The organism is Streptomyces sp. NPDC055815, assembly GCF_053616475.1.
Map to the genome: position 1 here is coordinate 42,028 of NZ_JBSHDU010000015.1, position 17,735 is coordinate 59,762.

Below are 17,735 nucleotides of genomic sequence, written 5' to 3' on the forward strand. Positions count from 1 at the left end.
CGCGTGGTGCGGAGCACTTCTGACGAAGCGACATGTACGCGCGAAAGGACCCCCGTGAACTCCATACGCAGCGCACTCGCCCTCCCCCTCGCCGCCGCCTCCCTGGCCCTGGCGACCCCGCCCGCCCCGGCGGCCGAGGCGGCCGCCGTCACCACCGAGGAGGCCCGGCTCGACCGGGCCGCGCCCCAGGAGATCCTGCGGCGCAGCGGATTCGCCTCCCTGGCACCGGAGTTCGCCGACGCCCTCGCCGAGGCCGACTCCTTCGCCGAGGCCGAGCGGACCGTCGGCCGGTACGGATCGGGGCTCTGGCGACGGGCCGTGGACCGGGCCCAGGGCCGGGGGAACGCGGGCGGCGACCTGAGCCGGGACGACGACCGCCCGCTGTACTGGTCGCGACTCGCACTCACCCGCGAACTCCGCTCCTGGCAGCCGGGGTTCACGATCACCGAGGAGGGCCGGACCCGGCTGCTCGACCGGCTCGAACGGTCCTCGCGCGGCCAGGACTCGATCCGCTACCCGGCGGGGAAGGGCGTGAAGCGGATCCTGCTGACCGGCTTCGACCCCTTCACGCTCGACCGGGACACCCGGATCAGCAACCCGTCCGGGGCCACCGCCCTCGCCCTGGACGGCACCTGGCTGCGGACCTCCGACGGCTCCCTCGCCCGGGTCGAGACGGCCGTCTTCCCCGTCCGCTGGCAGGACTTCGCCGACGGCACGGTCGAGCGGACCCTGCGTCCGCACCTGCCGGAGGTGGACCTCTTCACCACGGTGAGCCAGGGCCGGCCCGGCCGCTTCGACATCGAGCGGACCAACGGCGCCTGGCGCGGCGGCTTCCCCGACAACGAGAACCTGTCGCGCACCGAGACCGTGCCCGTCGCCGATCCGGCCACGCAGCCCCAGTGGACGTCGACGACCCTTCCGTACACGGCGATCACGGCGGCGTCCACCGGCCGCTTCCCGGTCTACGACAACACCTCGGTGACCGAGCTGCCGGCCGGGTCCGACACGCCCGTCGTCCGCCCCGCCGGGCCGACGCCCGGCTCCGCCGCCCGGGCGGGCGGCGGCGGGAACTACCTGTCCAACGAGATCGCCTACCGGGCCACCCTGCTGCGCGACCGCCTCGGCCTGAGGGACCTGCCCGGCGGGCATGTGCACACGCCGGTCCTCCAGTTCGGCCCGGGCAACACCGACCCGGCGACGGGCGCGGTCACCGACGCCGAGTTCGTACGGAACCGGCTCGACATCATCGCCCAGGTACGGGCGATCGTCGCCGTGGCCGCCGGCTCCCAACCGTCGGGAGGCAGCCCTTCATGACCGTGGCCGCCGGCTCCCGCGCGTCGGGGATCAGCCCGTCGTGACGGGGGAGAAGCGGCCCACGGCGGCGAGGTCCGCACTGATCAGCGCGGCCGTCTCGCGCAGCGGCGGCAGCAGGGCCGCGAGGCTCTCCTCCGGGGCGGCCCGGCCCGCGTGCAGCGCCACGTTGACCGCCGCGACCACCCGCCCCGCGCCGTCCGTGACCGCCACCGCGAGCGAGCGCAGCCCCTCCTCCAGCTCCTGCTCCACCCATCCGTAACCCCGCGCGGCGGTCGCCGCCACGGCCTCGTCGAGCCCCTCGGGGGTCGTCACCGTGCGCGGGGTGAGCGCCTCGGGCGTGATCCGGCCGAGCCGCGCCGCCCGCTCGGCCTCCGGCAGGGACCCGAGCAGGACGCGCCCCATGGAGGTCGCGTACGCGGGCAGCCGGGTGCCCACGGTGATGTCGATGTGCATGATGCGGGTCGAGGCGACCCGGGCGACGTACCGGATGTCGTCCCCGTCGAGCACGGCGACGGACGCCGACTCGTGGACGCGCAGCACCAGCGCGACGAGGTGCGGGGTGGCGATCTCCGGCAGGCTCAGCCCGGAGAGGCGGGCGTAGCCGAGCTCCAGGACCCGGGGGAGTACGAGGAAACCGTCGGGCTCCTCCCGTACGTACCCCAGGTGGCGCAGGGTGATCAGGGACCGGCGGGCGGTCGCGCGCGGCAGTCCGGTCAGCCGGGCGAGCTCGGCGAGCCGGACGGGCCCGCGGGCGCGACCGAAGGCCCGCAGGACGTCGAGGCCGCGCGCGAGCGACTGCAGGAACCCGGAGCCGAGCTCCTCCTTGAGGGCGGGGCCGGAAGCACCGGGCGCGGGCGGGACGGTCGGCGTGGTTTCCGGCTCGGCGCCGGGGACTTCCGCCGTCAGCGCGCCCTCCATCGCCGCCACCGCCCGCCGCAGCGGCGGCAGGGCGGTCTCCCGGAGGGACCGGGCGCTGTGCCGGCTCGTGTGGCTGACGACGCTGACCGCGCAGACCACCGTGCCGTCCGGGCCCCGCACCGGCAGGGCGACGGCGAGCAGCCCCGGCTCGATCAGCTGGTCGTCCACCGCGAGGCCGGTCTCGCGGGCCTCCCGTACCCGCGCGAGGAACTCGGTCTCGACCTCGTCGGCGGGGGACGCCGACCGGGGCGGTACCGAGGGGAAGCCGGTGTCCAGGGGGTCCTTCGCGCGCCGGGCCCGCCACCGTTCCAGGTCCGCCGCGTCCCACCGCGCGGCGAACAGCGCGCCGGGAGCGCACCGTTCGGCCGGGAGCAGGTCTCCGGTGCGGAAGGAGATCGCCATCGCCCGGCGGCGGGTGGCCTGGGCGAGGAAGCGGACGCCGTCGCCGTCCGGGACGGCCACGGACACCGACTCGTCGAGCGCGTCGGCGAGGGCGACGGCGTGCGGCGCGAGGAGCTCCGGCAGCCCGCAGGAGGCCAGGTACGCGTTGCCGAGTTCGGCGGCGCCGGGCGCGAGCAGCAGGTCGCGGCCCTCGGTCCGCAGCACGCCGAGGCGGACGAGGGTCGTCGCGACCCGGTCGATGGTGGAGCGGGCGAGTCCGGTCGTCCGGGCGAGGTCGCCGGGCCGGTGCCGGAGCTCGGGGCCCGCGGCCATGACGCGGAGCACGGCGAGCCCGCGTTCGAGCGGTCCGACCAACTCGTCGGGCGCGCCCGCGACGTCGGGTGCGCCTTCGGGCCCGGGTGCGCCTTCGGGCTCGGGCGCCCCCGCGACCTCGGGTGCCCCCGCGACCTCGGGTGCGCCTTCGGGCTCGGGTGCGCCCCGGTCGGCGGTGGGCTGCGGCATCGTCCGGACTCCTCGGTGCGGTGATGGGCGGAACGGGCACGGGGAGCCGCGCGGGAAAACCGTACCCGCGCCGTTGACACGGCCCGTGGCGCGGATGGACACTCACCCCCGCCAAAATACTGAACTCAAGTTCAGCAGGCGAACACCCGCAGCGTCAATCCCGAGTGAAACGGGTCGTTACATGGACAAAGTGGTCGCCAGTGCCGCCGAAGCGGTGGCGGACATCGAGGACGGCGCCTCACTCGCCGTCGGAGGCTTCGGCCTGAGCGGCGTACCGGACGTGCTCATCCGCGCCCTGCACGCCCACGGCCCCGGAGACCTCTCCGTCGTCTCCAACAACTGCGGCGTCGACGGCGGAGGCCTGGGCATCCTCCTCGCGGCCGGCCGGATCAGCCGCGTCACCGGCTCCTACATCGGCGACAACAAGGAGTTCGCCCGCCGTTACCTCGGCGGCGAACTCGAACTGGAGCTCACCCCCCAGGGCACCCTCGCCGAACGGCTCCGCGCCGGCGGCTGCGGCATCCCCGCCTTCTTCACCCCCGCGGGCGTCGGCACCCAGGCCGCCGACGGCGGACTGCCCTGGCGGTACGCCGAGGACGGCACCGTCGCCGTCGCCTCCCCGCCCAAGGAGACCCGGGAGTACGACGGGCGCCCGTACGTCCTCGAACACGGCATCACCACCGACTTCGCGCTCGTCCGCGCGGCCCGCGGCGACCGCCACGGCAACCTCGTCTTCGCCCGCGCCGCCCGCAACTTCAACCCGCTCGCCGCCATGGCGGGACGGATCACCGTCGCCGAGGTGGAGGAGCTCGTCGAACCCGGCGAACTCGACCCCGACCAGGTCCACCTGCCGGGCGTGTTCGTCCAGCGGGTCCTCGCGCTCACCCCCGCACAGGCCGCCGACAAGGGCATCGAACGAAGGACGGTACGCACCCGATGAGCTGGACCAGGGACGAGATGGCGGCGCGCGCCGCCCGCGAGCTGACCGACGGTTCGTACGTCAACCTCGGCATCGGACTGCCCACCCGCGTACCGAACTTCCTCCCCGACGGCGTCGACGTCGTCCTCCACTCCGAGAACGGACTCCTCGGCGTCGGCCCCTACCCGTACGAGGACGAGGTCGACCCCGACCTCATCAACGCGGGCAAGGAGACGGTCACCGTGCTGCCCGGCGCCGCTTTCTTCGACTCCGCCCTCTCCTTCGGCATGATCCGCGGCGGCCACATCGACACCGCGATCCTGGGCGCCATGCAGGTCTCCGCCCGCGGCGACCTCGCCAACTGGATGATCCCCGGCCGCATGGTCAAGGGCATGGGCGGCGCCATGGACCTCGTCCACGGGGCCCGCCGGGTCGTCGTCCTCATGGAGCACACCGCCAAGGACGGCACCCCCAAGATCGTCGAGGAGTGCTCCCTGCCGCTCACCGGCCGCGGCTGCGTCGACCGCATCATCACCGACCTCGGCGTCCTCGACGTCACCGAGGACGGACTCCGGCTCGTCGAGACCGCCCCCGGCGTCACCCCCGAGGACCTCACCCGCCTGACGGCGGCTCCCGTGAAGGTGGAAACGGCAGCATGATCCCCACCCAGAAGGACATCTCCCAGGAGATCGACGTCCGGCGCGCGGAGTACCGCGGCTCCGGCGAGACCCGGCACCACCCCGCCCGCGACTACCCGCCCTACCGCAGCAGCGCCCTGCGCCACCCCCGGCAGCCCCTGATCACGGTCCGCGACCCCGACGCCGTCGAACTCTCCGGACCCGTCTTCGGCGCGACCGACGTGACCGCGCTCGACGCCGACCTCACCCGCGGCGCCGCCGGCGAACCCCTCGGCGAGCGGATGACCGTCACCGGACGGATCCTCGACCGCGCCGGCCGCCCCGTCCGCGGCCAGCTCGTCGAGGTCTGGCAGGCCAACGCCGCCGGACGCTACGCCCACCAGCTCGACCAGCATCCGGCCCCGCTCGACCCCCACTTCACCGGCGCCGGCCGCTGCCTGACCGACGACGACGGCACGTACCGCTTCACCACGATCCGCCCCGGCGCCTACCCCTGGCGCAACCACACCAACGCCTGGCGCCCCGCGCACATCCACTTCTCGCTCTTCGGCAGCGCCTTCACCCAGCGGCTCGTCACCCAGATGTACTTCCCCGGCGACCCGCTCTTCGCCTACGACCCCATCCTCCAGTCGGTCACCGACGACGCCGCCCGCGCCCGGCTCGTCGCCACCTACGACCACGACCTCACCACCCCCGAACACGCCCTCGGCTACCGCTGGGACATCGTCCTCGACGGACCCGCCGCGACCTGGATCGAGGAAGGCCGATGACGACGACCAGGAAGCCCACGCCCGCCCAGACCGTCGGCCCCTTCTACGGGTACGCGCTGCCGTTCCCCGGTGGCCCCGACATCGCCCCCGCCGGGCACCCGGAGACGCTCACCGTCCACGGCCACGTGTACGACGGAGCCGGGGCGCCCGTCCCCGACGCGCTCCTGGAGATCTGGCAGCCCGGCCCCGACGGCGACCGGACCGGCGCCCCCGGCTCCCTCCGCAAGGACCCCGTCACCGGCGTCCACGCCGGACGGGACGGCGTCACCTTCACCGGCTTCGGCCGGGTCGCCACCGACGCCGACGGCCGGTGGGCGATCCGTACCCTGCCGCCCGCCGGAGCGCCGTACCTCTCCGTCTGCGTCTTCGCCCGCGGGCTGCTGCACCACCTATTCACCCGGATCTATCTGCCGGGCCCGGCCGCCGAGACCGACCCGCTGCTCGCCTCGCTGCCGCCGGAGCGGCGCGCCACCCTGCTCGCGGCCGAGTCGGGACCCCGCACCCTGCGCTTCGACGTCCGCCTCCAGGGGCCGGAGGAGACGGTGTTCCTTGACTTCCGCTGAGTACGAGGACGGCGAACCGTACGACGTCGGGCTCCTGGCCCCCGTCCGCGCCGGCACCGACATCGAGGCGGCCACCGGCGACCGCGCCTTCCTCCGGGCGATGCTCGACGCCGAGGCCGCCCTGACCCGGGCCCAGGCGGCCCTCGGCCACGCACCCGCCGAGGCGGCCGCGGCCGTCACGGAGGCCGCGGGCCGCACCGACAGGTTCGACCCGCGCGAGCTGGCCCTCCGGGCCCGGAGCGGCGGCAACCCGGTCATCCCCCTGGTAGCCGAACTGACCGCCGTGGTACCGGAAGACGCCGCCCCCTACGTCCACCGGGGTGCGACGAGCCAGGACATCATGGACACGGCCGCGATGCTCGTCGCGGCCCGCGCCCTGCCGCTGATCACCGCCCCGCTGCACCGCGCCGCGGCCGCGCTCGGGCGGCTCGCCGCCGCCCACCGCGACACGCCCATGGCCGGCCGGACGCTCACCCAGCACGCCGTCCCCACCACCTTCGGGCTCAAGGCGGCGGGCTGGCGCAGCCTCGCCCTCGACGCGGCTGACCGGCTCACCGCGCTCACCCTCCCGGCCCAACTCGGTGGCGCGGCGGGCACCTTGGCGGCGTTCGAGCAGCTGGCCGGCGCGCCCGGCAGCGGGCCGGCCCTCGCCGAGGCGTACGCGCGGGAGCTGGGCCTCGCGGCGCCGGCGCTGCCCTGGCACACCCTGCGCACCCCGGTCGCCGACCTCGGCACGGCCCTCGCCTTCACCGCGGCCGCGCTCGGGAAACCCGCCGCCGACGTGCTGCTGCTCAGCCGCACCGAGACCGGCGAACTCGCCGAGGGCGAAGGCGGCGGGTCCTCCGCGATGCCCCACAAGAACAACCCCGTCCACGCGACCCTCGTCGCCGCGGCCGCCCGCCAGGCACCCCCGCTCGCCGCGGTCCTCCTGGGCTCGCTCGCGGCCGAGGACGAACGCCCGGCCGGTGCCTGGCACGCCGAATGGCAGACCCTCCGCGAACTCCTGCGCCTCGCCGGCGGCGCCGCCCACCACCTCGCCGCGCTGGCCGAGGGCCTCCAGGTCCGCCCCGCCCGGATGAGGGAGAACCTGCACCGGACCCGGGGCCTGGTGGCGAGCGAACGCCTGGCCGCGGAGCTCTCCGGCCTCCTGGGCCGCGCCGCCGCCCGACGCCTCCTCGACACGGCGGCCCACCGCGCTCTGACGGAACGCCGACACCTGGCGGACGTCCTCGCCGAGGCCCCGGAACTCACCGGCCTCGTGACGCCGGACCACCTCAGAACCCTCACGGACCCGACCACCGCGACGGGCGCAGCCCCCCAACTCGTCGACGAAGCCCTCCGGAGAACCCCCTCCACCAATCGAAAAGGCCCGGCATGACCCCCACCCCACGCCCCACCACGACACAGCCACCCGACGCCCCGAACGGAGTGACCACCCCCGCCCTCCACCACCGCGTCGACGGGCCCTCCGGCGCCCCCGTCCTCATCCTCGGGCCCTCCCTCGGTACCTCCCTCGCCGTCTGGGACGCGCAGACCGCCGCCCTCGCCCGGCACCACCGCGTCGTCCGCTGGGACCTCCCCGGGCACGGCGGCACCCCGGCCGCCGCCCTGCCCGACACCGCCCCCGGGGCCGCCACCGTCGCCGCCCTCGCCGCCCTCGTCCTCGAACTCGCCGACCACCTCGGCGCCGAGCGCTTCGGCTACGCCGGCATCTCCCTCGGCGGCGCCGTCGGCACCCACCTCGCCGTCCACCACCCCGAGCGGGTCACCGCCCTCGCCGTCGTCTGCTCCTCGGCCCGCTTCGGCGCGCCGGAAGGCTGGCGCGAGCGCGCCGCGCTCGTCCGCGCCCGGGGCACCGCACCGCTCGCCGAGACGATGGCGTCCCGCTGGTTCACGCCCGGCTTCGCCTCCACCCGCACCGCCGACCGGCTCCTCGCCGACCTTCGCGCCGCCGACCCGGACGGCTACGCCGCCTGCTGCGACGCCCTCGCCACGTACGACCTGCGCGAGGCCCTCGACCGGATCACCGCCCCGACGCTCGTCGTCGCCGGACGCGCCGACCCGGCCACCCCGCCCGCCCACGCCCGCGAGCTCGCCGACGCCATCCCCGACGCGGGCCTCCTGGAGCTCGCCGGGGCCTCCCACCTGGCCCCCGCCGAACGCCCGCAGGCCGTCCTCACCGCGCTCCTCGGCCACTTCGGCGCCCCCGCCGACGACGGCAGCCGGCACGCCCAGGGCATGGCCGTCCGCCGCGCGGTCCTCGGCGACGCGCACGTCGACCGGGCCGTCGCCCGGACGACCGCCCTCACCGCGGACTTCCAGGACTACATCACCCGCTGCGCCTGGGGAGAGATCTGGACCCGCCCGGGACTCGACCGCCGGACCCGCAGCTGCATCACCCTCACCGCCCTGGTCGCCCACGGCCACCTGGAGGAGCTCGCCCTGCACGTCCGGGCCGCGCTGCGCAACGGACTCACCCCCGAGGACATCGGGGAGGTCCTGCTGCACTCCGCCGTCTACTGCGGCGTCCCCGCCGCCAACGCCGCCTTCGCCACGGCCCAGCGCGTCCTCGCCGAGGACGAGGCCGGCTGACCCCTCTCCGACCGCCTCCCCGAGGACACGACCGCCGCCCCCTCCGACCACCACCCCTGGAGCCACCCATGCCCCGCACCACCACCGTCGGCATCATCGGCGCCGGCCCCGCCGGACTCCTCCTCTCCCACCTGCTCCACCGGCAGGGCATCGACAGCGTCGTCCTCGAACTCCGCGACCGCGCGTACGTCGAGCGCCGCCAGCGCGCCGGCATCCTCGAACAGGACACCGTCGACGTGCTGCGCGCCTCCGGCGCCGGCGCCCGGATGGACCGTCAGGGCCTGGAGCACCACGGCATCGAGCTCCGCTTCGACCGCCGTTCCCACCGGATCGACTTCCCGTCCCTGACCGGCGGCCGCTCCGTCATGGTCTACGCCCAGACCGAGGTCGTGAAGGACCTCATCGAACTGCGGCTCAAGGACGGCGGAACCGTCCTCTTCGAGGCCGAGGCCCTCTCCGTGGACGGCGCCGACACCGACCGGCCCACCGTCCGCTACCGCCACGAGGGCGCGGAGGACACCCTGGAGTGCGCGTACGTCGTCGCCTGCGACGGCTTCCACGGCATCGGCCGCCGCTCCCTCCCCGAGGACCTCCTCACCGTCGTCGAGCGGACGTACCCGTTCTCCTGGCTCGGCATCCTCGCCGACGTCCCGCCCTCCTGCGACGAGCTGATCTACGCCCACCACGAGCGCGGCTTCGCCCTGCACAGCATGCGCTCGCCGCAGGTCAGCCGCCTCTACCTCCAGGTGGACCCGGACGACAGCGTCGACAACTGGTCCGACGAGCGGATCTGGGACGAACTGGGCGCCCGCTTCGCCGTCGACGGCGACTGGACGCTCCGGCGCGGACCGATCACCGAGAAGAGCATCACCCCGATGCGCAGCTTCGTCGCCGAACCCCTGCGCCACGGCCGCCTGTTCCTCGCCGGCGACGCCGCCCACATCGTGCCGCCCACCGGCGCCAAGGGCCTCAACCTGGCCGTCGCCGACGTCACCCTGCTCGCCCAGGCCCTCACCCGCCACCACACGCAGGGCGACGAGTCGGCGATCGACGCCTACTCGGAGACGGCGCTGCGCCGCATCTGGCGGGCCGAGCACTTCTCGTACACGATGACCACCCTGCTCCACGCCGACCCGACCGAGTCCGCCTTCGACCGCGCACTGCGCCTGTCGCACCTGCGCTACCTCGCCGGCTCCGAGGCCGCCTCGGCCTCTCTCGCCGAGAACTACGTGGGATTCAGGACCGACTGACGGTCTGTCGACACGCCACAAGGGGGCGGCTGCATCGAGCAGCCGCCCCCTTCCGCGTACGAGCCGATCAGGCGAAGAAGCGGTACACCGCCTGCGCGACGCACGCCGGCTTGGCGGCGCCGTCGATCTCCACGGTCAGGTCCACGACGACCTCGACCCCGCCCTTGACGTCCTCCACGGACACCACGCGGCCGTGCGTGCGGATCTTCGAGCCGACGCGCACGGGGGAGGGGAAACGGACCTTGTTCAGGCCGTAGTTGACGGCCATCGACACGCCCTCGACCTGGAGCAGCTCGCTCCACATCGGGATGAGCAGCGCGAGCGTGAGGTAGCCGTGGGCGATGGTGCCCCCGAAGGGGCCCGCGGCGGCGCGCTCGGTGTCGACGTGGATCCACTGGTGGTCGTCGGTGGCGTCGGCGAAGGTGTCGACGCGGGGCTGGGCGATCTCGACCCAGGAGCTGTGGCCGAGGTCGGCTCCGGCCTGGGCCTTGATCTCGTCGATGCCGTGGACGGTGAGGGACATGCTGCGTACTCCTTGGAATGTAGAGGTGTCAGGCTTCGGTGCCGTAGCGGGCCCGGATCGGGGCCTTGAGCAGCTTTCCGGCGGCGTTGCGGGGGAGTTCGGGAGCGAGGACGACGCTCCGCGGGATCTTGTAGCGGGCGAGCCGGCCCTCCAGATGGGCGATCAGCTCGCCCTCGGTGACGGTCGACCCGGCGCGCGTCACGACGACGGCTCGGCCGACCTCGCCCCAGCGGGCGTCGGGCACGCCGATGACGGCCGCCTCGGCGACGTCCGGGTGGCCGAGCAGGGCGTCCTCGACCTCGGCCGGGTAGATGTTCTCCCCGCCCGAGATGATCATGTCCTTGAGGCGGTCGACGAGCCGCACGTAGCCGTCCTCGTCGACCGTGGCCACGTCGCCCGACCGGAAGCGCCCCCCGTCGCGGAAGGCCGCGGCGGTCGCTTCCGGCAGGTTCCAGTAGCCCGGGGTGACGTTCGGGCCCGCGACGACGACCTCGCCCTTCTCGCCGGGCGCCGCCTCCTCGCCGGACGGCAGCAGCACCCGTACGTCGGTGAAGAAGTGCGGGACGCCGGCCGAGCCGGCCCGGCTCAGCGAGTCCGCCCGGTCCAGGATGAGGGCGCCCGGCGCGGTCTCCGTCATGCCGTACCCCTGGACGAAGGCGAGGCCCCGGTCGAGATAGGCGGAGGCGGTGCGGCTCGGCACCGGGGCGCCGCCGCACAGCAGGGTGCGCAGACTGGTCAGGTCCGCACCCGCCCAGCCGGGGGCCGCCGCCATCGCGTCGTACATCGTCGGCACGCCGAACATGCAGGTCACCCGGTGGTGTTCGATCAGACGGAGGGTGCGGTCCGGGTCGAAGGAGGACTCCAGGAGGACCGTGCCGCCCTTGAGCAGGGTCGGCAGGCAGCTCATGTTGAGCGCCGCCGTGTGGAAGAGCGGCGCGGAGACCAGCGCCACCTCGTCGCCGGCGAGGTCGGTGTCCACGAGGACGTTGAGGCTGTTCCAGACGATGTTGCCGTGGGTGAGGACGGCGCCCTTGGAGCGGCCCGTGGTGCCCGAGGTGTACATGATGAGGCAGACGTCCTCGTGCCCCACCTCCTCGTCGACCGGCTCCGTCGTCGCGGCGGCGAGCAGCTCCTCGTACGAAGCCCCCGGCCCGCCGTCCACGGCGAGGAGGGTGCCGAGGGCTGCGCCTTCCGCGAGCTCCGTCACCCGCCCGGCCGACTGCCCGGCATGCACGAGGACCTGGCTGCCGGAGTCCGTGAGCTGGTGCAGCAACTCCGGTACGGCGAGCCGGGTGTTGAGCGGGACGAACACCGCCCCGAGGAGACCGGTCGCGAAGAGCGTCTCCAGATACGCGGGATGGTTGGGGCCGAGATACGCCACCCGGTCGCCGCGCCCGACCCCGGCGCCCCGCAGGGCGTGGGCCAACCGGGTGCAGCGGTCGTGGAGTTCGGCGTAGTCGATCGCCCGGCCCTCGTGCAGGAGGGCGGTGCGCCGGGGCGATCTGCGGTTGCGGCGGGCGGGCCAGGAGCCGGTGCCCTGGTTGCGCATGGGGTATCCCCTCAGCGTCCGGTGAGACCGAGCAGCGCGGCCGCGTTCTCCTTGAGGATCTTCGGACGGACCTCGTCCTTGATCGGGAGCTCCGCGAAGTCCGCCAGCCAGCGGTCCGGGGCGAGCAGCGGGAAGTCGGAGCCGAACAGCACCTTGTCCTTCAGGAGGCTGTTGGCGTACCGGACCAGCTGCGGCGGAAAGTACTTCGGCGACCAGCCCGACAGGTCGATGTACACCTGCGGCTTGTGGGTGGCCACCGCGAGCGCCTCGTCCTGCCAGGGGAAGGACGGGTGGGCGAGGACGATCCTCATGCCGGGGAAGTCGGCGGCGACGTCGTCCACGTCCATCGGGTTCGAGTACTTCAGCCGGATGCCCCCGCCGCCGGGGGCGCCCGCGCCGATGCCCGTCTGCCCGGTGTGGAAGACCGCGATCGCGCCGGACTCCTCGATCGCCTCGTACAGCGGGTAGGCCATCCGGTCGTTGGGGTGGAAGGCCTGGATGTTCGGGTGGAACTTGAAGCCCCTGACCCCGAACTCCTCGACGAGACGCCGGATCTGACGGACCGCCGCCTTTCCCTTGTACGGGTCGACGCCGGCGAACGGGATGATCACGTCCGGGTTCTTCAGCGCCGCCTCGGCGATCTCCTCGTTCGGCACCGGCGGGGTGCCGGTCGCGGACTCCGCGTCCACCGTGAACACCACGCAGGCCATCCGCCGCTCGCGGTAGTACGTGGCGATCTCCGGCAGGGTGGGGTGGCGGTGCTCCGCCTTGAAGTACGCGCCCGCGGCGGCGTCGAGCTCGGCGGAGAGCGAGGCCCCGCCCTTCTCCGACACCTCGGCGTGGGTGTGCATGTCGATGGCGACGAGCGCGTCCACGTCCAGGGGACCATGGCCGCTCACAGCTGCGGCGCCGGGATGCCGAAGGTCTCGGGGGTGCGGCCGACGGTCACCGGCCAGGCGGCCGCGATCGCCTCGGCGCTCCAGCCCCCGTCGGCGTACGCCACCGACACCTCCTGCGGGTGCGACCACAGGGAGAGCTTGTCTCCGCCGATGCCGACGCACTGTCCGGTCACCCCGGCGGCCGCGTCCGAGGCGAGGAAGGTCACCAGACCGGCGACGTCCTCGGGCGTGCCGAAGCCCTCGCCCTTGCGCAGGCTGTCGGGGAACGCGACGCCGTCCCGCTCCAGGGCCTCGACGTGCGGGGCGAAGACGGGGATGGTCTTCGTCATCGCGGTCGCGGCGACGGGGATGACGGCGTTCGCGGTGATGCCGGCCTTCGCCAGCTCCATGCCCCAGGTGCGGACCATGGCGGCGATCCCGGCCTTGGCGGCGGCGTAGTTGGTCTGCCCGAAGTTGCCCCGCTGTCCGGCGGGGGAGCCGGCGACGACGATCCGGCCGCCCTCGCCCTGGGCGCGCATCCGCTCGACGGCGGCGCGGACACAGGTGAACGTGCCGCGCAGATGCACCTCGACGACGGTGTCGAAGTCCTCGTCCGTCATCTTCCACAGCACCCGGTCCCGCAGGACGCCGGCGTTGGTGACCATGACGTCGAGCCGGCCGTACGTGTCGACGGCACGGGCGACGAGGGCCTCGGCGGCCTCCGTGGAGCCGACGGGCACCACCTCGGCGACGGCCCGTCCGCCGTCGGCGGTGATCAGGCGCACGGCCTCGACGGCGGCCTCGGTGGCGACGTCGTTGACCACCACCGAGGCGCCGGCGGCGGCCAGTGAGCGGGCGTAGGCGAGGCCGAGTCCGCGGCCGCTGCCGGTGACGACGGCGACCTTGCCGGAGAGATCCACATGAGTCATGAACGGGGGTCCTTTCCCGTGAAGTGCGGTGCGGGGCGCGGGGGATCGCGACCGGTCACGCACCGTCGAGCGAACAAGTTAGGCACTCTGGTGTCGGCCGTCAATGAATTGCCGAATGTTGGGGGTGGATTCCCGGAAGCCGCCCTACGCTGTCCCCGTGACACAGCCCGCCCCGACCGCAGAGACCGGACCCGCCGCCGAACCCGGCTCTCCGCCCCGCCCGCAGTCCCTGATGCTGACCTTCTTCGGCATCCACGTCCTCGGCACCGGAACCGCCCTGTCCTCGGCGAGCGTGATCGACGCCTTCGCGCGGGTCGACGTCGGCGAGGACGCGGTCCGCTCCACGCTGACCCGCATGGTCGCCCGCGGACTGCTCGAACGGCACCGGCGCGGGCGCAGGATGTACTTCTCGCTCACGCCCCGCGCCGCCGAGGTCCTCGCCGACGGCCAGGAGCGGGTCCACCGCACCGGCGCCGTCAACCGCGCCTGGGACGGCACCTGGACCCTGGTCGGCTTCTCGCTGCCCGAGTCCTGGCGCAGGGAACGCCACGACCTGCGCTCACGGCTCGTCTGGGCGGGCTTCGGCCCGCTGCAGAGCGGCCTCTGGGTGGCCCCCGGCCGGGTCGACGTCGCCCCCATCGCGGCCGAGCTCGGGCTGGGGGACCGTATCAGGGCCTTCCACGGCGAGGCCGCCGCACCGACCGAGGCCGGCCCCCTGCTCCGTACTGCCTTCGACGTCGACGCGATCGCCGACGGCTACCGCGCCTTCCTGGCCCGCTGGGGCGCGGCCGCCGCCTCCGGCGAGGCGCAGGACACCCCGGACCGGACCGCTTCCGGCGAGTCCCGCGACGTTCCCGACCGGACCGCCTCCGGCGAGGCGCGCGACGACCTCGGTCGGCTGCTTCTGCTCCACACCGACTGGCTCGACCTGGTCCGCCAGGACCCGCACCTGCCCGCCGAGCACCTGCCGCCCGACTGGCCCGCCGAGTCCGCCGAGGCCCTCTTCCGCGAGCTCTCCGCCCGCTACGAGCCGGGGGCCCGGCGGATCGCGGAGGAGATCCTGGACCGCTGGGAACCGGAGGCGTGACGACGGGGGCGCCCCCGACGGGGCGCTTATGTCAACACCATTGACCTTGTTGTGCGCGGCGGAGTCTCATGGCGGCACTTCGGAGACTCCCCGCGCCCGGGCGTCTCCGCGACCCCGAAGGACACCCATGGACCACCTCAGCTCGCTCCGGGACGCCGCCCCGACCCCCTTCTGGCTCGACGACCCCCGCCGACCGCGGCCCGCCCCCGCGCTCGTCGGCGGCACCACCTGCGACCTCCTCGTGGTCGGCGGCGGCTACACCGGCCTGTGGACCGCCCTCAACGCCAAGGAACGCGACCCCTCCGCCGACGTCGTGCTCGTCGAGGCGGACGAGGTCGGCGGCGCCGCCTCCGGCCGCAACGGCGGGTTCTGCGAGGCGAGTCTCACCCACGGCCTGGCGAACGGCCTCCAGCGCTGGCCCGAGGAGATCGGCCGCCTGGAACGCCTCGGCCGCGAGAACCTCCAGGGCATCGAGGACGCCGTCCGGCGGTACGACATCGACTGCGACTGGGAGCGCACCGGCTCCCTCGTCGTCGCCACCGAGCCCTACCAGCTCGAAGGCCTCGCCGAGGAGGCCGAAGCCGCCACCCGGTACGGAGGCAAGCCCCTCCTCCTCGACGCCGAGGCGGTCCGCGCCGAGATCGACTCGCCCACCTTCCTCGGCGGCGTCTGGAACAGGGACGACGTCGCCATGGTCAACCCCGCCCGGCTCGCCTGGGGACTCAAGCGGGCCTGCCTCGACCTCGGCGTCCGCATCCACGAACACACCCCCGCGACCTCGCTCGACGAACGCGGAGCCGTCGTCGCCGTCGGCACCCCCTACGGCCGGATCACCGCCCGCCGCGTCGCGCTCGCCACCAACGCCTTCCCGTCCCTGCTCCGCCGCCACCGCCCGTACACCGTCCCCGTGTACGACTACGCGCTGATGACCGAGCCGCTCACCGCCGAGCAGCTCGCCTCCGTCGGCTGGACCCGCCGCCAGGGCTTCGCGGACTGCGCCAACCAGTTCCACTACGTCCGGCTCTCCGCCGACAACCGCATCCTCTGGGGCGGTTACGACGCGATCTACCACGGCGGCCCGGTCCGCGCCGAGCACGACCGCAGGCCCGCGACCCACGCGACCCTCGCCCGCCACTTCTTCACGACGTTTCCCCAGCTCGAAGGGGTGCGCTTCAGCCACGCCTGGGGCGGAGCCATCGACACCAGCACCCGTTTCTGCGTCTTCTTCGACACGAGCCACCACGGCAAGGTCGCCTACGCCGCCGGATACACGGGCCTCGGCGTCGGCGCCACGCGCTTCGGCGCCGACGTGCTCCTCGACCTGCTCGCGGGCGAGTACACGGAGCGCACCGCCCTGGAACTCGTACGCCGCAAGCCGCTGCCGTTCCCGCCCGAACCCGTCCGCTCGATCGGCATCACCCTCACCAAGTGGTCCCTGGCGCGCGCCGACCGGAACGAGGGCCACCGCAACCTCTGGCTGCGCGCCCTCGACCGCTTCGGCCTCGGCTTCGACAGCTGACCCGCGCCCTCCGCGCACCGCCCTTCCCGCTCACGAGGCGACGCTCAGGGGTGGGTGAACACCCCGACCATGCGGGTGTCGGGGTTGCTGCTCATCCCGACGATCGCGCCCCCGTCGGCACGGTTCACGCGCGCGTGCGCGCCCGCGTAGCCCTCGTCGGTGAGGAAGAACCCGAGGGCCGCGATCCAGTCGTCCACGGTGCCGGTCGCCGGGTCGTACACGGGCTCGGGGTGCGGCACGACCCGCTCCTGCGCCACGTATCCGCCGCGCTCGACGGCGAGGTCCAGGGCCTTCCCCCACTCGGCGTCCGTGCACTCCCAGCCGACGAACGTGTCCAGACCGCCGTACCCGGCCCCGGGCTTGAGGATGAGCCGCTCCCGCCGCTCCCGGCAGAGTTCGACCAGCTCGGCGGGGCCGGAGGCGCGCAGCGCCCGGCTCCACGGCAGGACCCGCTCGACCAGGGCCCGTTCGGCGGCGTCGAAGGCATCGGCCCAGCGCGGGTCGGACAGGACGGCCAGGGCGCTCTTGTGGGAGTGGAGCCCGCTCTCCAGGGAGGTGAACAGCACGGTCCTGCCCGCCTCGTGGGCGCGGAAGAACGGCTCCGCCACCCCCGGTCCCTCCGGATCGTCGAGCAGCTGGCTCGCCGCGAAGTTCCGGAGCACCAGATCCAGCGGCGTACCGTCCAGGGTCAGTTTTCCGTCGGCACGCGCGCGTACGTCACCGATCTCACCGATCCTGACGTCGAGGCCCTGCTCGGCCATCGCCTCCTGGGTGGCGCGCATCAGCGCTCCGTACGGGCCGATGCCGCCGCGTCCCTCGATCAGACCGATCACCGGTTCCGCCGAGCCGGACAGCGCGGGACGGGCCCGGTCGCGCAGGACGGCGGCCATGCGGGCGGCGATGTCCACATGGCCGAGGCCGTGCTCGCGCGCGAAGCCGGCGAACTCGGGGACGCGCAGCAGCGCCCGGTTGAAGACGTCCATGTCGAGCCCGCCGACCTCGCTGCCGAGGTTGAGCTCCAGCAGCCTGAACCGGGTGCCGTCGTGGTACGCGTCGGCGCGCCCCAGCTTGGCGGGGACGCCCGACCCGGCCCGGCGGAGCAGCGCCACGAGGGCCGGCTCGAACCCGAGCTCCGCCGCGTACCGCTCGACGTCCCCGTCGAAGAGCCGCTCGGGCAGCGACAGGAGGAGGTCGAAGAGACCTTCCAGGTCGCGCGCGAACGCGGCCGTCTCCGAGGCCCGGACGAACCAGGGCCGGGGCAGCAGGTGCGAGCGCCATGCCGCCTGGAAGGCGGGAGGCAGTTCGGCCCGGGCGACCGCCGTCGCGAGCCCGCCCTCCTGCCGCAGGCATTCGTCCACGTATATCCGGCTCAGTTCGGTCATC

16 protein-coding genes are annotated in these 17,735 nt (G+C 74.2%); 10 read left to right on the plus strand and 6 right to left on the minus strand.

Annotation, left to right across the window (positions count from 1 at the left end; genetic code table 11):
• The first annotated feature begins 54 nt into the window (after positions 1 to 54).
• Positions 55 to 1,314, plus strand: a complete 1,260-nt coding sequence (locus tag ACWGN5_RS12810) for a pyroglutamyl peptidase (RefSeq protein WP_453514027.1) — start codon at positions 55 to 57, stop codon at positions 1,312 to 1,314.
• 30 nt (positions 1,315 to 1,344) lie between these two features.
• Here ACWGN5_RS12810 and ACWGN5_RS12815 read toward each other — a convergent pair whose 3' ends face one another.
• Positions 1,345 to 3,135 carry an IclR family transcriptional regulator domain-containing protein gene (locus ACWGN5_RS12815; RefSeq protein WP_453514029.1) on the minus strand — a complete coding sequence of 597 codons (1,791 nt, stop codon included), beginning with the start codon at positions 3,133 to 3,135 and terminating at the stop codon, positions 1,345 to 1,347.
• 181 nt (positions 3,136 to 3,316) lie between these two features.
• On the opposite strand from ACWGN5_RS12815, the gene ACWGN5_RS12820 reads away from it, so the two are divergent.
• The 7 genes from ACWGN5_RS12820 (at position 3,317) to ACWGN5_RS12850 (ending at position 9,867) form a co-directional block, all read left to right on the plus strand.
• The gene (locus ACWGN5_RS12820) at positions 3,317 to 4,075 is read left to right on the plus strand and encodes a CoA transferase subunit A (protein ID WP_453514032.1); all 759 of its coding nucleotides are present in this window, start codon (positions 3,317 to 3,319) and stop codon (positions 4,073 to 4,075) included.
• Positions 4,072 to 4,713, plus strand: coding sequence for a CoA transferase subunit B (locus tag ACWGN5_RS12825; protein WP_453514033.1), 642 nt, complete (start codon positions 4,072 to 4,074; stop codon positions 4,711 to 4,713). Before ACWGN5_RS12820 ends, ACWGN5_RS12825 begins: the two co-directional genes overlap by 4 nt.
• Entirely contained in the window at positions 4,710 to 5,462 is a 753-nt protein-coding gene (gene pcaH, locus ACWGN5_RS12830) for a protocatechuate 3,4-dioxygenase subunit beta (protein WP_453514034.1), read from the plus strand. The genes ACWGN5_RS12825 and pcaH overlap by 4 nt, the downstream gene beginning before the upstream one ends.
• The gene (gene pcaG, locus ACWGN5_RS12835; RefSeq protein WP_453514036.1) at positions 5,459 to 6,025 is read left to right on the plus strand and encodes a protocatechuate 3,4-dioxygenase subunit alpha; all 567 of its coding nucleotides are present in this window, start codon (positions 5,459 to 5,461) and stop codon (positions 6,023 to 6,025) included. The genes pcaH and pcaG overlap by 4 nt, the downstream gene beginning before the upstream one ends.
• Complete coding sequence (gene pcaB / locus ACWGN5_RS12840; protein ID WP_453514039.1) at positions 6,012 to 7,403, plus strand: 3-carboxy-cis,cis-muconate cycloisomerase; 1,392 nt, start codon at positions 6,012 to 6,014, stop codon at positions 7,401 to 7,403. The genes pcaG and pcaB overlap by 14 nt, the downstream gene beginning before the upstream one ends.
• Complete coding sequence (gene pcaDC / locus ACWGN5_RS12845) at positions 7,400 to 8,617, plus strand: bifunctional 3-oxoadipate enol-lactonase/4-carboxymuconolactone decarboxylase PcaDC (RefSeq protein ID WP_453514044.1); 1,218 nt, start codon at positions 7,400 to 7,402, stop codon at positions 8,615 to 8,617. The genes pcaB and pcaDC overlap by 4 nt, the downstream gene beginning before the upstream one ends.
• 68 nt (positions 8,618 to 8,685) lie before the next feature.
• Positions 8,686 to 9,867, plus strand: coding sequence for a 4-hydroxybenzoate 3-monooxygenase (locus ACWGN5_RS12850; RefSeq protein WP_453514047.1), 1,182 nt, complete (start codon positions 8,686 to 8,688; stop codon positions 9,865 to 9,867).
• A 67-nt stretch (positions 9,868 to 9,934) separates the two neighbouring features.
• Here ACWGN5_RS12850 and ACWGN5_RS12855 read toward each other — a convergent pair whose 3' ends face one another.
• The 4 genes from ACWGN5_RS12855 to ACWGN5_RS12870 are packed head-to-tail and all read right to left on the minus strand — an operon-like array spanning position 9,935 to position 13,746.
• Complete coding sequence (locus ACWGN5_RS12855) at positions 9,935 to 10,390, minus strand: MaoC family dehydratase (RefSeq protein WP_453514050.1); 456 nt, start codon at positions 10,388 to 10,390, stop codon at positions 9,935 to 9,937.
• Between the two features lie 28 nt (positions 10,391 to 10,418).
• Positions 10,419 to 11,939, minus strand: a complete 1,521-nt coding sequence (locus tag ACWGN5_RS12860; RefSeq protein WP_453514053.1) for an acyl-CoA synthetase — start codon at positions 11,937 to 11,939, stop codon at positions 10,419 to 10,421.
• Between the two features lie 11 nt (positions 11,940 to 11,950).
• Complete coding sequence (locus tag ACWGN5_RS12865) at positions 11,951 to 12,820, minus strand: amidohydrolase family protein (RefSeq protein ID WP_453514195.1); 870 nt, start codon at positions 12,818 to 12,820, stop codon at positions 11,951 to 11,953.
• Positions 12,821 to 12,834: 14 nt separating this feature from the next.
• Positions 12,835 to 13,746: an SDR family NAD(P)-dependent oxidoreductase gene (locus tag ACWGN5_RS12870; protein ID WP_453514055.1), complete on the minus strand. Its 912-nt coding sequence runs from the start codon at positions 13,744 to 13,746 to the stop codon at positions 12,835 to 12,837.
• A gap of 157 nt (positions 13,747 to 13,903) precedes the next feature.
• Here ACWGN5_RS12870 and ACWGN5_RS12875 point away from each other — a divergent pair, with 157 nt between their 5' ends.
• Positions 13,904 to 14,833 carry a PaaX family transcriptional regulator gene (locus tag ACWGN5_RS12875; protein WP_453514057.1) on the plus strand — a complete coding sequence of 310 codons (930 nt, stop codon included), beginning with the start codon at positions 13,904 to 13,906 and terminating at the stop codon, positions 14,831 to 14,833.
• Between the two features lie 127 nt (positions 14,834 to 14,960).
• Entirely contained in the window at positions 14,961 to 16,352 is a 1,392-nt protein-coding gene (locus ACWGN5_RS12880; protein ID WP_453514060.1) for an NAD(P)/FAD-dependent oxidoreductase, read from the plus strand.
• 44 nt (positions 16,353 to 16,396) lie between these two features.
• On the opposite strand, the gene ACWGN5_RS12885 is transcribed toward ACWGN5_RS12880, so the two are convergent.
• Positions 16,397 to 17,734, minus strand: a complete 1,338-nt coding sequence (locus ACWGN5_RS12885) for a hypothetical protein (protein ID WP_453514063.1) — start codon at positions 17,732 to 17,734, stop codon at positions 16,397 to 16,399.
• Between the last annotated feature and the right edge of the window lies 1 nt (position 17,735).